The 13,266-nt window shown below is 58.8% G+C and carries 15 protein-coding genes; 6 read left to right on the plus strand and 9 right to left on the minus strand.

Translation table 11 applies throughout. From position 1 onward, the window contains the following. Positions 1-33: 33 nt before the first annotated feature. From metG to ACFOTD_RS12770, 4 genes are all read right to left on the minus strand, one after another. Positions 34-2,058, minus strand: a complete 2,025-nt coding sequence (metG, locus tag ACFOTD_RS12755) for a methionine--tRNA ligase (RefSeq protein WP_378119243.1) — start codon at positions 2,056-2,058, stop codon at positions 34-36. A gap of 385 nt (positions 2,059-2,443) precedes the next feature. Further along, positions 2,444-2,692 carry a membrane protein insertion efficiency factor YidD gene (gene yidD, locus ACFOTD_RS12760; protein WP_378119508.1) on the minus strand — a complete coding sequence of 83 codons (249 nt, stop codon included), beginning with the start codon at positions 2,690-2,692 and terminating at the stop codon, positions 2,444-2,446. Positions 2,693-2,749: 57 nt separating this feature from the next. Next, positions 2,750-2,950 (minus strand): hypothetical protein, encoded by a 201-nt coding sequence (locus tag ACFOTD_RS12765; RefSeq protein WP_378119245.1) that lies wholly within the window; start codon positions 2,948-2,950, stop codon positions 2,750-2,752. A 106-nt stretch (positions 2,951-3,056) separates the two neighbouring features. Further along, positions 3,057-3,536: a hypothetical protein gene (locus ACFOTD_RS12770; protein WP_378119246.1), complete on the minus strand. Its 480-nt coding sequence runs from the start codon at positions 3,534-3,536 to the stop codon at positions 3,057-3,059. 165 nt (positions 3,537-3,701) lie between these two features. Between ACFOTD_RS12770 and ACFOTD_RS12775 the strand changes: the two genes are divergently transcribed. The 6 genes from ACFOTD_RS12775 to ACFOTD_RS12800 all read left to right on the plus strand — a co-directional run bounded on the left by ACFOTD_RS12775 (position 3,702) and on the right by ACFOTD_RS12800 (position 5,752). Beyond that, entirely contained in the window at positions 3,702-3,941 is a 240-nt protein-coding gene (locus tag ACFOTD_RS12775; protein WP_378119248.1) for a spore germination protein, read from the plus strand. Next, complete coding sequence (locus tag ACFOTD_RS12780; RefSeq protein WP_378119250.1) at positions 3,941-4,165, plus strand: spore germination protein GerPB; 225 nt, start codon at positions 3,941-3,943, stop codon at positions 4,163-4,165. The genes ACFOTD_RS12775 and ACFOTD_RS12780 overlap by 1 nt, the downstream gene beginning before the upstream one ends. 60 nt (positions 4,166-4,225) lie before the next feature. Further along, entirely contained in the window at positions 4,226-4,921 is a 696-nt protein-coding gene (gerPC, locus tag ACFOTD_RS12785; protein WP_378119253.1) for a spore germination protein GerPC, read from the plus strand. Between the two features lies 1 nt (position 4,922). Further along, complete coding sequence (locus ACFOTD_RS12790) at positions 4,923-5,126, plus strand: spore gernimation protein GerPD (protein WP_306795289.1); 204 nt, start codon at positions 4,923-4,925, stop codon at positions 5,124-5,126. A 2-nt stretch (positions 5,127-5,128) separates the two neighbouring features. Next, on the plus strand, positions 5,129-5,530 hold the full coding sequence (locus ACFOTD_RS12795) for a spore germination protein GerPE (RefSeq protein ID WP_378119255.1): 402 nt from the start codon (positions 5,129-5,131) through the stop codon (positions 5,528-5,530). Positions 5,531-5,632: 102 nt separating this feature from the next. Next, a complete protein-coding gene (locus ACFOTD_RS12800; RefSeq protein ID WP_090113152.1) occupies positions 5,633-5,752 on the plus strand; it encodes a sporulation protein YjcZ in 120 nt (39 codons plus the stop codon). Between the two features lie 110 nt (positions 5,753-5,862). Here the strand turns inward: ACFOTD_RS12800 and ACFOTD_RS12805 are convergent, their stop codons facing one another. The 5 genes from ACFOTD_RS12805 to glgA all read right to left on the minus strand — a co-directional run bounded on the left by ACFOTD_RS12805 (position 5,863) and on the right by glgA (position 13,236). Further along, entirely contained in the window at positions 5,863-7,239 is a 1,377-nt protein-coding gene (locus ACFOTD_RS12805) for a PucR family transcriptional regulator (RefSeq protein WP_378119510.1), read from the minus strand. Positions 7,240-8,178: 939 nt separating this feature from the next. Beyond that, positions 8,179-8,820 carry a zinc-ribbon domain-containing protein gene (locus ACFOTD_RS12810; protein ID WP_378119257.1) on the minus strand — a complete coding sequence of 214 codons (642 nt, stop codon included), beginning with the start codon at positions 8,818-8,820 and terminating at the stop codon, positions 8,179-8,181. A 39-nt stretch (positions 8,821-8,859) separates the two neighbouring features. Then, the gene (locus ACFOTD_RS12815; protein ID WP_378119259.1) at positions 8,860-9,609 is read right to left on the minus strand and encodes a DUF1361 domain-containing protein; all 750 of its coding nucleotides are present in this window, start codon (positions 9,607-9,609) and stop codon (positions 8,860-8,862) included. 156 nt (positions 9,610-9,765) lie between these two features. Next, complete coding sequence (locus tag ACFOTD_RS12820) at positions 9,766-11,757, minus strand: glycoside hydrolase family 15 protein (protein ID WP_378119261.1); 1,992 nt, start codon at positions 11,755-11,757, stop codon at positions 9,766-9,768. 48 nt (positions 11,758-11,805) lie between these two features. Beyond that, positions 11,806-13,236, minus strand: coding sequence for a glycogen synthase GlgA (glgA, locus tag ACFOTD_RS12825; RefSeq protein WP_378119263.1), 1,431 nt, complete (start codon positions 13,234-13,236; stop codon positions 11,806-11,808). Between the last annotated feature and the right edge of the window lie 30 nt (positions 13,237-13,266).

Here is a 13,266-nt window from a genome sequence, read left to right on the forward strand (position 1 = left end):
AATTGTGGATTTCGCAGGTCTCAAAACCGAATATTATTTGACCAACGCCCCGTTCGGCATACCTTCCGGAACCGTCGCAAGCTTCAGTTGGCCGCCCTCGGACGCCGCCAAAATCATCCCGTGGGACCACTCGCCGCGCAGCTTGACCGGCTTTAAATTGGCGACGCAGATCACCTTGGTGCCGACGAGTTCGTCCGGTTTGTAGTATTGCGCGATGCCCGAGACGACCTGGCGAGACTCGCCGCCGAGGTCGAGCTGAAGCTTCAGCAGCTTGTCGGCCTTCGGGATCGGCTCGCAAGCCGTGACCTGCGCGACGCGCAGCTCGATCTTCGCGAAGTCGTCGATGCCGATCTCATCCTTCGCATCCTCTTTGGCGTTTTGCTGCGCGGCTTCCTCGTTCGCGGCAGGCGCGGATTTTTCCGCTGCCGCTTCCGTTTTCGCTCCGCCGCCCATCATCTCCACGATCCAGGCAACCTCGCTCTCGAGATCGAGCCGAGGGAACAGCGCATCGCCTTTCTCTACCCGGGCGCCCGCCGCGAGGCCGCTCCACGCGCCGACGCTGTCCCAGGCGGTCGCCGGACCGTCGGCGATGCCGAGCTGCGCCCAGATTCGCGCCGGCGCATGCGTCATGAACGGCTGCAGCAGAATCGAGACGATTCTGAGACTTTCCGCCAGATGGGCCATGACTGACGCCAGCGCGCCGCGATTGGCTTCATCCTTGGCGAGTACCCAAGGCTGCGTCTCGTCGATGTATTTGTTCGTTCGGCTGACGAGCGTCCAGATTGCCGTCAACGCGACGGAGAACTCCATCGCCTCGATCGCTTCCTCCACTTTGCGCACGGCCCCCGCCGCTACGGACTCCAGGTCCGCGTCGAACGCCGTAGTGCCTGTCGCCTCCGGCACGACGCCTTCAAAGTACTTGCCGATCATTGCGACGGCACGGCTAAGCAGATTGCCTAGGTCGTTGGCCAAGTCGTAATTCAGACGCTCCGCGAAGTTCTCCGGCGTGAACGTGCCGTCAGAACCGAATGGCACCTCGCGCAGCAGATAATAACGAACCGGATCGAGCCCGTAGCGGTCGATCAGCTTGACGGGGTCCACCACGTTGCCTTTGGACTTCGACATTTTGCCGTCCTTCATGAGCAGCCAGCCGTGCGCGAACACTTTTTTGGGAAGCGGCAGATCGAGCGCCATCAGCATGATCGGCCAGTAAATCGTATGGAAGCGGACGATTTCCTTGCTCATCAGATGGACGTCCGCCGGCCAGAACTTGCGCATGAGCGCATCCTCGGGCGTGCCGTAGCCAAGCGCCGTGATGTAGTTGCAGAGCGCGTCGATCCAAACGTAAATGACATGCTTCGGATCGGAACGCACCGGAATGCCCCAGTTGTACGTCGTACGGGAAACCGCGAGATCTTCGAGACCGGGCTTGATGAAGTTGTTGATCATCTCGGTCTTGCGCGACTCGGGCTGGATGAAGTCCGGATGCGCCTCGTAATGCGCAAGCAGCCGTTCCACGTAATTGCTCATTTTGAAAAAGTACGACTCTTCCTTGACCAGCTCGACCGGATGACCGCTATCCGGGCTTTTGCCGCCGACGACCTTGCCCTGCTCGTCCTTGACGACGTCGACCAGCTGAGTCTCGGTATAGAAGGTCTCGTCGGGGATGCTGTACCAGCCTTCGTATTCGCCTTTATAGATGTCGCCCTGGGCCAGCAGCTTCTCGAAAATCTCCTCTACGACCCGCGTATGACGGGGTTCCGTCGTGCGGATGAAGTCGTCGTTCGAAATCTCGAGCTTCTTCCACAAATCCTTGATGCCGACGACGATGTCGTCGACGAACTGCTGTGGCGTCTTGCCTGCGTCCTGCGCCTTGCGCTCGATTTTTTGCCCATGTTCGTCCGTTCCCGTCAGGTAGCGCACTTCAAAGCCGCGTAGGCGCTTGTACCTGGAAATGGCGTCGCCGGCGACGGTCGTGTAAGCGTGCCCGATATGCAGCTTGTCGCTCGGATAGTAGATCGGCGTCGTGATATAAAAGGTTTTGCCCGCTTCGGTCATCTTCTTCAGCTCCTGTAGGAGAAATGGGGCAGACATCGGGCCGGAAACGCAAAAAGACTCCCGTCCGTCATGGGACGAGAGTCTGCGCTCACGTGGTACCACCCAAATTCCCTCCGCCGCTCGCGCGCGCAAAGGCTCATTCGCGCCGATCGCTTGCGACCGGCAGCTCCGTTAACGCCGGAACGCGCGTCGCACTCTTATCGCTGGCCTGCGGCGGCTGCAGCGCTCGAGCACGAATCCTCCAGGACCATCTTCCAAAGTCGATCTATGCCGGCTCGCAGCGCCCCCGGCTCTCTGAGATAGATCGCTTACTTTGTACTCATCGCTTCATCGGAACGATATACGGTTGTATTGGCCAAAATATAACGCAGCGCGGGGGCCGATGTCAAGCGGACGGATGTCCTTCGTTGCGTTTCCCTTTAGGCGGAGGGACCGGATCGAAGCCGCCGGGGTGAAAAGGATGGCATTTGCAAATCCGTACCGCGGCCAAGCCAGCGCCCTTGAGCGGCCCGTGCACCTCGATCGCCTCGAGCGCATAGGCCGAGCAGGTCGGAGCGAACCGGCAGGTGGGCGGCTTGAGCGGCGAGATGAAGCGGCGGTAGAACAGGATCGGCAAACGCAGCACGGCCGTCATCCCTTTTTTCATCCTTCTCCCCCTCTCTCGGCGCCGGAGCCCATTCGCCTATCTTATTCAATCAAACCAGGTCGTCACGACGAGAATAAACGCGACGAGCGAAACCGCCGAGCCGATCATGTAACTCCAGCCTTGTCCCTTTTTCAGCTGAAAAAAACGGAGTATGCCCATGCTGAGCAGTCCTCCGACCAGCAAAATAAAAATAACGCCTACGATAAACAAACCCGCGGAAACCTCAGATACGTCGACCAGTTCCAAAAGCGCTTCCTCCCTGTCCTCTTGACGCACCGGCGCGCTGCCTGCGCGCGAGTGCCGATGTTTGCATTATAGCGAATTCGGGAGAGATTGAACACGTTTGCCGCGCTTATTCGCCGATAAAAAGCTCGACTTCTCCTTGCCGCGGCGGCTTGCGCCGGAACACGACGATCCATTTTCCGTTTTTCCATACGACTCTTCCCGTCTTCGGTACGACCAGACAGGGCAGCTTCAGCGAAGCGGAGGCATCTCCGGGCAGCCCCGAGACACGGAGCCGATCGGCCGTCGCATGCAGGCGTACGGCGCTTCTGTCCGTGCCCGGCGGCGGTTTGACGGTGGCTACGACGCGTTTCGGCTCTTTTCGCGCTTCCATCTGCGGGGTGGCGGTGACGGTCGCTTCGGGCCGCCCAACCGCGTCAGCAGCCGTCTTCTCTCCGGCCTTGCCGAATCCGAGCTTCCGTATATAATCGTCGAGCCACGAATCGTCCTTATGCTCCCATTGCTTGATCAGATCCCACGGCAGATCCTTGCCGATCAGCCGGCGTAGCTCGCTCCAATCGGGCAGCGGCCCTTCATCGAAAAATGCCATCCCTAAGCCCCTTTCCCAGGCAAAAACGGCCGCGCCGTTTTTTTTCGGCGATGATCACCATCAGCTTATGCCGCTATTGGCGGCGGAGTGCGCAGGAGGCGGAACCTCTGGGCTCCTGCCTTCATAGGATACGGCATGACAAATCGCTGAAGGAGTCGTTGCGCTATGCCCAGCATCGTAGGCGCCGTCAAAATATTGAGCGTCGGCTCCAGCGGAGTCGTCCAGTTCGGAGATTGCATCCAAATCAAGCCTTCCAGCTCCACCAAGACGTTTGCAGGCGCAGGCTCTTTCGTTACAGGCGATCTGCCCCGTACCAATTCAATCAGTTCAACGAATACCAACGATCCCGATCTCATAGATAATGCTGGGGAAACGCAAGTCGGCGGCAACTCGGGGGTCATCTAATGTCCTGGACGATCTATCAGCACATCAATATCGGCCAGCTGCGCGTGGACGCCGTATCCAACTCTTCGGTCCTCCAGATCGGCAGCGCGGGAAGCATCCAATCGCTGTCCCAACTCAACAATACCGGAGGCTTCACCGAGCCTGCCAAAGAGCTTACAGAAAGCGAGGTGTCCGAAGCCGTCTCGCCGCTGTCCCTCGTCCCCCTGCCGAATCCCACTACTTGAAGACGTGTCCGACGGCGCTGCCGCATCCGCATTTCCGCTCTCCTAAAGGAGGAATGAATCGTGAACTCGGTATGGTACTATCCCTCTCAAGGACAGGCGTGCGACGAGCTCGCCAAGCGGCTGCAGACGCTCGAGTCTCATCTGCAAGCCGCATCCGCGCAAATCGGAAGCTACGAGCAGCAGATCGCGACGCTTACGCAGCAGCAGGCGCGGATGCAGGCCCAGATCGCCGAGCTGCAGACGCGCGTCGAGGATTTGCAGCGCAAGCCGCCCGTGCACGTCGAGTATCACTTCGACCAGCTCAAGGTGAGCCGGCTCGACGGAACCCTCAACATCGGACTCAGTCCGAACGCCCAATCGGGCGTCGATGCGTTCGACGTACCGGCGCCCGGGACATGGCAGACGCCCGCAACCGGCCAGTCGGGCCCGGAGCCGCAAATTCCGGGCTTGCTTAACGATGGGGCCGCATTCATGAACGGAGAAGCGCCTGCGAATCTATCCGCGCTCGCGGCCCAGAACGGTCTCGACTTCCAGCCTTCCGAGCTTCGCGCGGTAACGGAGGACGTGAAGGCGCAGCTCGGCGCGAGAATCCAATATTATGCGCGTACGATACCGCTGCCCGAGCAAGCCGGCGATCAGGAGCTCGCAGCGTGGCGGCAAGGCGTGATGGATAAAGTGAAGAAGGACATCCGGACCGCTTTTGAAAGTTACGTCCAAAGGCGCGCCGCTGAAGCCGCCGGGCCAAGGAGAAGCTGATATGGCTCTGTTCGATCAAATGAACGTATACAACGAGCCCGTCAGAATCGGATCGATCCGCATTCTCGGCGTGTCGAGCTCGTCTTCGCTGCTGATCGGCGATACGCAGAGCATGACGCTCTATTCTTACTTCGATACGCCTCCGGAGTCCGTTATCGTCGGACCGCTGGCGCCTTTGCCTGCGCTGCCGGAAGAAGGTGAATAGCGATGCCATGCCGCGTCTCCGCCGTAGGATTCGTTGACGTCAACACGATATCCAATGCCGGCATCCTCGAAATCGGCGACAACCGGGACGGCGCGAAGCTGACTTCCCGTGTGCTGGCGGTTCAACGGTCGCTCGCGACCTTCGGCAACGACGAGTTCCGCTACGAATTTTATTCGCTATTTACAAGGCCGCTGCCGATCGCCCCGCCACCTTCGGGACCGCCCGCCTTTTTCTTTTCCGCCTCCGCACCGATCGAGATCGGAATCCTTGACATTACCGGCATCTCCGCCGCTTCTCACGTCCGCATCGGCTGCGGCGGCCCCGAGACCGCCGCGACGCGGATCGTCAACATCCGCAACCGGCTGCCCGGCGTCACGCCCCGCGTCGAAATCGATTTCAAATGACCTGCCGGAATAAACGGGCGAACGCACAAGCCGCGAGCCTTCCTCCGCATATGATGACTGTGTGATCGCTCATCACATAAACCACATCGGGAGGTTGTTACTATGGGATACGGAGTAGCAGGCGCAGGTTGCGGATACGGCGGCGGCGCTATGGCTGGTGCAGCGTTCGCGCTGGTACTGTACGTTCTGCTCGTCATCATTCTCAAAGCAGGCATTTTCTAATCGACTAGCGGCGAAGCCGCGCGCGTTTCCGATAGCGTAAAAAGCCTCCGGTCCGCATCGCTGCGGCCGGAGGCTTTTTACGCTATCGGGAGCGCCTGACGCACCGACTGTCAGTAGCTGCCCGGCGACAACTGCCCGAGCTTTAGCGACAGCTGCAGCTGCAGCCTGTCTTCGGGATCGTCGAGGGATACGCCCAGAATGTTCTGGATTTTGTCGAGCCGGTATACGATCGTGTTGTAGTGCGCGTACAGGCGCTCGGAGGTCAGCTTGATGTTGCCGTTGCACCGGAAAAACATTTCGAGCGTCTCCGCGAGCCGGCCGCCGCCTTTGCGGTCCGCCTGCTGCAGCGGATCCATATAACGGCGCAAAAACTGCTCGCGTTCCTCGCCGCCGGGAATTAAGTATAGCAGCGCGTATACGCCGAGGTTATCGTAGGGCACGACATCGCCGGCAAGCCCGCACACCTCGGCGACCTGCTTCGCCCTATTGGCTTGCGACAGGCTCGCGGGCAGCAGCTCGGGCCTCGAGACCGGGCGCCCGGCGAACAATCGCATCGCCGGCAAGTCGAGCTCCTCACGGAGCTCGTTCAGCAGCTCCTGCAGTTTCGCTTCCGCCGTCGTTTCGACCGGTCCCGGTCCTTCTTCCTCTTTTTCGGTCACGATCAACACGAGGTCGCCGCCATAGACCGCCGCAAGCAGCTCGCGTCCGGGCAACCGACCTCTCGCTCTAAGCAGGCTGGACAGCTCCGCCAGCTTGCCGTCCGCCGCTTCGCCGCCGGCCCCCGGGATGCCAACCACGGCGGCGTACAACCGGCCTTTTTGCATAATGTCGCAGCCGCATACTTCCGCACGCAACGTCCAATCCCGCTCGGAGACGATCTTGCCCGCGAGCCAGTCCTGAAGGAAAAGCTCGAGATATTTTCCTTCGACCTCGCGCACCGCGTCGATATTGGACATTTCCAAGTCTACGAACGCCGACAGACGCGCGAGCGTCAGCAAGTCCAAAGCCACGACAGGACGGTTGCACTCAATCAGCGCGATGGCTGACGGATTGTCGCCGCTCTTCGAGATCCAATGCACGTATGCTCTTCTGCCGTTCCCCGTGCCGATAAAGCCGGACGCAGCGGCCGGCCCTCCTTCTCGCTTCACATGCGCGGCAACGTCCGTGACTTCCGTAATCGCGGCAACCGCATCGATTCCGCCGGAACGCCACTCCCCTCCTCTGCGCCTGATCACGGCGACAGGATTGCCGAGCGCCTCCTCCATCGCGTCCAGCGCCTGTTCCAGGCTGCCGCCGTTCAGAAGCAAACGGGACACGCGGCCCAGCGACGATTGAAGCTCCGCCAATTGGCCGTAATCGTCGGCCGTCAGACGATCCGGCGTTTTTCGTTCATCCGTCGCCTTCATCGAAGACTCATCCTTAAGCCCCATGATCGGAAAGCTGACGCGTTTCGATCTGTTCTCGGGATTGGCGTCATTGCGGGACATTGCAGCCACGTTACTCCCCTCCTCATTTTGCTTGTTGGATTGTAGTTTAAATGAACCAACTCTTTTATGTTATATTTTATAACATACAACATTAAAAGTCTTCCTATTTAAAACTTAAATTATTATTATTTTATGAATTACACGTTTTTGCGTCATATTTTATTACGCAAATCATTTAAACCTCATCTGGACCTCAATGAATCAAAACACAAAATACCGTCCTACTCGATCGCAGATCGTCTTGACGGCTCTGTTTAAGTATGAGGGATAGCCTGATCCGGAATCTTTGGAACGCATTTCGACGGTTCATCCGCAAGCCGTTCCGGCAGGCCGCGACCCGCATATCGTCACCCGCGTTCACCCGCGTTCTCCCTTTGCTTTGCAGTAACGCCTGCAAATATACATCTTTTTCCGCCGATATCGGCGCTATTAAACAAGATAGTTGCAAAAGCGCAGTTATTTAATGCCATCAGCCGAATTTCCGACTTGCGCCTTGCATTTACCTGCACATCTGCAGGCATTCGTCAGATACCGTTGGTCGGCCAAAAAAACATGTATAAAAAGTCAATTTCATAAACATTTTTTTCCAGTATAAATCCGAACTTTTAATACGAAATAGAATCTCTGAGATTCGGAAATAATCCCAAAACCGAACGTTATTCGCCAAATCTTATGAATAAGTTTGTTTGAACTTGCGATTTTTTGAATTATGAAATTGACTTTAAATGCAGGTTTTGGGGCCGCAAGCCGCCGCAAACCTCCGCAAGCCACCGAAAAGCGCCCACAAGGTGAATTTGCGCTTACCTGCCCACGGTTCGCAGCAATTCTATACTTCTTCATGCACTCAAAAAAGCCGTCTCAGCGGCATGAAATACCGCCGAGACAGCTTTTGACCAGGCTAATATTATAAAAGGCCTTGACTTAAGTAACGGCTATACCTCAAGGGTACATCGGATTGCCGCAATCCTGGCAAAATCTCGCTTCCTCCGGCATTTCCGCCCCGCAAGCCGTACATATTTGAACGACCGGCTTGGCAGGAGGCGGCGGTTCGTGCACGGACGGCTCCTGCTCCGGAGCGGTATGACCCGCTGCCCAAGCTTCGTCCGCGGACTCATCCTCCGGATAAATATCGATGGCCTGCACCGCCCGCTCCGGCGCGGCCTCTTCGGACAATACCGACAGCTCGCCTTCGACAGGCGCCTCGGCCGCCGGCACCGGCTCCGGAAACGGCTTGCCGCAGGCCGGGCAGAAACGCGTCTGGAACGGGACGCGCTGTCCGCATTCGCATTCCTTTTCGTTGCGCAGCTCGCGAATGCGATCTTCGAGGGCATCGATATCGCGCCCCTTGTCCGCGATGACCTGGCAGGCCGGTATGACCTCGCTCTCCGCCTTGGACAAGTCGCCGGCAAGGTAGGCTTTGTAGACGGCTTCGCCGATTTCGTTATATTGACGTTCGATCTCCTTGCGCTTGCCCGCGATTTGCGAGTGGAGCTTGGTGATCTCTACGGTCTGTTGGGCCTTCTCCGTGGCGGTGCTGACCCCTTTACTGACTGTCTCCGTTAACTTTTTGAAGAAACTCATGAATTCCGCCTCCTAGACTCGAGCAACTATAACTATGTACTATGATAACCTGCCGGCCCCGTCCCGGGCAACGCCGCCTTGTCCGGACCCGCGCTGCATGCCGAGGCCGTAAAGCGACAAATAAACGATCAGGATCATCACGCCGAACAAAATCGTCAAAATGGCGCCGTTGGAATTGATGCCGCCGATGACGCTGTTCGCCAGCCTGAACGGGCTGAAAACGACGTCCCAGCTGTTAAGGCGTATGACTCTTCCCAAATAGACGCCAAAGCCGCCCAGAAACGAAACGGCCACGATAAACAACCAGCCCGCCGCAGCGCCGATATACTGAGAGACGAGACGATGGAATTGGCGCATCGACAAGTAGCCGAGCAGCAAGCCGCACCAGGCGAACAGGAAAAAGACGATCAAATCGTACCACAGAATCAACGATTCGGTAGATTGCCGCCAGCTGTAAGTGGGATTCATGATCAGGTGGATCAAGTCGGTCGTCAAGTATGGCGCATTCGGATAGAGCAGCAGCCAACCGACCCCAAGAAGCAGCAAGAGCGCGCCGCGAACGGCCGGCATTCCCGTCAGCAAGCGGTCCGCTCCCGCGGCCGCCATCGAGACGAGGAGCGGAAGCCAGGCCAGGAACAGATTCCAGAGAAGAAATCCGTAGCGGCTGTCGCCGACTTGCGCCTCCCTGACGACAAGCATAGACAAACAGAGCAGCGACGTGAAGCAAAGAATCAAAAAAGCCGGCGTGACGAGCGGCTCGGCTGCGGAGCCCGGTTGATTTCGGCTCACCGTTGCGGTCCCTCCTTTATGGCGCTTGTTACTGTCCTATTTACACCATCGCGAAGGAAAAAGTTGCGTTTATCCGCAAAAATCGAAAAAAAGCCATCCCGTCGGCTATCGTCGAGGGATGGCAACAGTCCTACGCCAAAGAACGTTTAAGGCGTACTATACGGCGTTGTCCTTGCGTGCGCCCGCGGCAAGCTCCTCGTGCTTGCGAACGTAGAGACACACGGTTTTGATGTAAGTCGCATGCGACCAGGTCAGCGGGGCTACCGAGAGCGGCGTCCCTTGCGTCGGATGAATCTGCTCCGGCATGTTCCCTCCCTCGAGCGTCGAATGAACGATTTTCTCGAGCGTGATTCGCGGCGCCTCGAGATCTGCCAGGCTCGTCGCCGTCTCGATCTGGAAGTACGCGACCCACAGCGTGCAGATGATCCACGGATTGCCGGGCACGCGCTCCAGATCGTCGGACTGTTGGAAGTAATAGTCGTTCGTATACCGGGCGATGCCGCCGATATCGGTCTTGATCGACAGTCCCTGCTGAATCGCCTGCATCGTACGGACGACGCGGTCGTCGTTAGCAGGCAGCACGCCGAATTCGAAGAGGCCGAATACGCTGCTCTCGATCGTCATGTCCTTTTCCCACTTGCCGTCCCGCAGCGCGAGACCGCGGGCGAACCGCCCGGACGCTTCGTCCCACAAATGCGTCAGCATGCCGAGCTTGATCCGCTCCGCGACATTGCGGTAACGGTCGCTGCGTTCGTAATCGCCGAACAAGTCCGCGAAGTACGCAGCCCCCATCAGGCCGCCGTATACGGACGCCGAGGTGTACGTCCAGATGCCGTAGCGCTCCTCCCACAGATCGTAGCTCGGGAGCGGCAGACCGAGCGAGGGCTCGATATAGTCGCACAGGAAGGACGCCGCCTTGCGCACGAGACTCGGGTACAGCGATTGCGGCAGCTCGATCTCGCCATGACGCTCGTAATCCTTCCAGAGGGCGAACAGCACGAGCGCCGTCTCGTCCTCCTGGATCGGTAGCCGAGGCATGCCGTGCACGACGTACGGATGCCAGCTCGAGCCGACGGTGCCGTCCGGATTGTACTTGTGATACAAATAGCCTTCGGGCGCCAGCGCATCGTTGCAGAAGTGGAAAAACGGCGCGATGGTGCCATGATAGCCGGCCAGCGACATGGCGTCCGCGATGAGTGCGCCGTCGCGCGGCCACATGTAGCTGTAGTGATCGCGGTTATATTGCAAAATGTCGGTGTCGTTGGCGGCCAGAATAGCGCCCCGTTCGTCGATCTGCGTCCGCACGATGAGCAGGCTGTGCTTGAACAGCCGCACGACCTCCGGCGGCAGATCGCCGAACTGATACTGCGTCCCCACCTTCGTCAGCCAGTGGTTCCAGTAGATGACGATGCGGCTCAGCAGCTTTTCGGGATGGCTCTCCAGCACGTACTGGTCGAGCCGCTTGACCTCCTCGAGATCGCTGCCGACGGACATCCAGTAATACAGCGAGCTCTCGGCATTCGCCTGCAGCTCCAGCCTGAAGCTGATCGTGCTGTCCACGGAGCCCTGGGCTATGGCGTTGCCCATGAGCTCGCCGTCCTCGGCGTCGCGCCACGTCCCTTCCGCCGAGTGGAACCGTTTGATGCCGGTCGTGAACTGATGGATTCCGCCGGTCTGGGAACGGCCGTTGAACATGAAGTATGAGGAGCGCTTGTAATGGAAAACGGTACGGTTCATCGGATAATAGGCCGCCGTGTCGCCGACCTCGTTGCCGTCGATCATCAGGTCCTGGTGGAAGAACACGCGCACGTCCTTCGGTTCCCCGGTCAGATTGCGAACGACGACCCGTTTCATATAGATGCTCTCCCGTTGATGGATCCCGTCGTTGACGTACAGCTCGATTCCGAGTCCGTCATGTCTGGCGACCACGTTCGTGACGAGCGAATTTTCGATGTAGCCAAGCTCGATCCGCCAGGACGGATCGTCAAGCCAGACAAAGGAGCCGTTGCACCAGATGCCGAATCGGCACTGCTGGCCGCCGATATGGTTGAGCTGGCCTACGAACGGGAAATAAAGGTCGCGGATGAAGCAATGATCGTCCAGATTCATGAGCATCTTGCCGTTGCCGATCACGAGATGTCGGGCCATGCCAGCATTCCCCTCTCCTATTGGACCGCCTATGCTGCGGACCGTCCTCTATTTTACGAGCTCTCTATATAGTAGTTCGTACTGCTTGGCCGAGCTACCCCAGCCATAGTCCCGCTTTGCGCCGTTGTTAACGAGACGCTTCCAGGCTTCGGGCTCTTCCCGGTAAAAACGAAGCGCGCGGCGCACGGTGTAGATCAGATCGTGCGCGCTTGCAGGACCGAAGGTAAACCCGGTGCCCGTGCCGGCGAACTCGTTGAACGGCTCGACCGTGTCCTTAAGGCCGCCTGTCTCCCGCACGATCGGCACCGTCCGGTACCGCAGCGAGATGAGCTGGCTAAGGCCGCAAGGCTCGAAGCGCGAGGGCATCAGGAACATGTCGGACGAAGCGTAGATCCGCCTCGCAAGCCCCTCGTTAAAGCCGAACCAACCCGCGAGCCGTCCAGGATAGCGATGAATCGCTTCGCCGAGCATGCGCTCGAAGTGCGGATCGCCCGAGCCGAGCACGACGAGCTGGGCGCCTTCGTCCATCAGGGCGGGGAGACTGTCCAATATCAAGTCGAAGCCCTTTTGCCCGACCATCCGGGAGACGACGCCGATGAGCGGCGCGTCCGCGTCTTCGGCAAGGCCGAGCTCCCGCTGCAGCGCCGGCTTGTTCTGCCGCTTCTTCGCAAGCGAATCCCGGTAACGCACTTGAAGCGCCGAATCGTTCATGGAATCGTACGATTGCGTGTCGATGCCGTTCAAAATGCCGACCAGATCGCCTGCCCGCTCGCGCAGGACGCCGTCCAGCTTTTCCCCGTACTCGGCCGTCTGAATCTCGAGCGCGTAGGTCGGGCTGACGGTCGTCAGCTTGTCCGAGAAGCGCAGCCCCGCCTTCATGCAGCTTGCCGCGCCGTAAAATTCCAGGCTGTCGCCCGTAAAAGCGTCGTCGCCGACGGAAAGCAGGTCCTGCAGCAGCTCTCGCGAGAATACGCCCTGATACTGCAAATTGTGAATCGTAAAGACCGTCCGCACCTGCTGCACGGCCGGCTCGTAAGCATACCTGGTGCGCAGCAGAAACGGCACGAGGCCCGTCTGCCAATCATGGCAATGCACGACGTCTGGCAACGTCTCCTCGCGCAGCATCGCCTCAACGGCGGCGAAGCTGAAAAATACGAAGCGCTCCGCATCGTCCCCGTAGCCGTAGGGCGACTCCCGCCTAAAGTAGAATTCATTGTCGATCAGGAGAAAGCGCACGCCGTCCGCCACGACCTCGTACAGGCCGCAATACTCTCTGCGCCAGCCCATCGTGATATAGTAATAGCCTTTGAAAATCGCGTTTTCCAGATAAGAGCCGGGTATGCTCCCATATTTGGGGAGAACGACGGTCACGTCGATGCCGCGCCCGCCGAGCGCCTTGGGGAGAGCCCCGATGACGTCGGCGAGCCCTCCCGTCTTGACGAGAGGGACGCCTTCCGACGCCACAAACCAAACGTTCATGGAACACCTCCGATGATTGGAATGAGCCTT

Origin of the sequence: Cohnella sp. GCM10012308, from assembly GCF_042649185.1 — a bacterium.
Lineage (GTDB): Bacteria > Bacillota > Bacilli > Paenibacillales > Paenibacillaceae > Cohnella.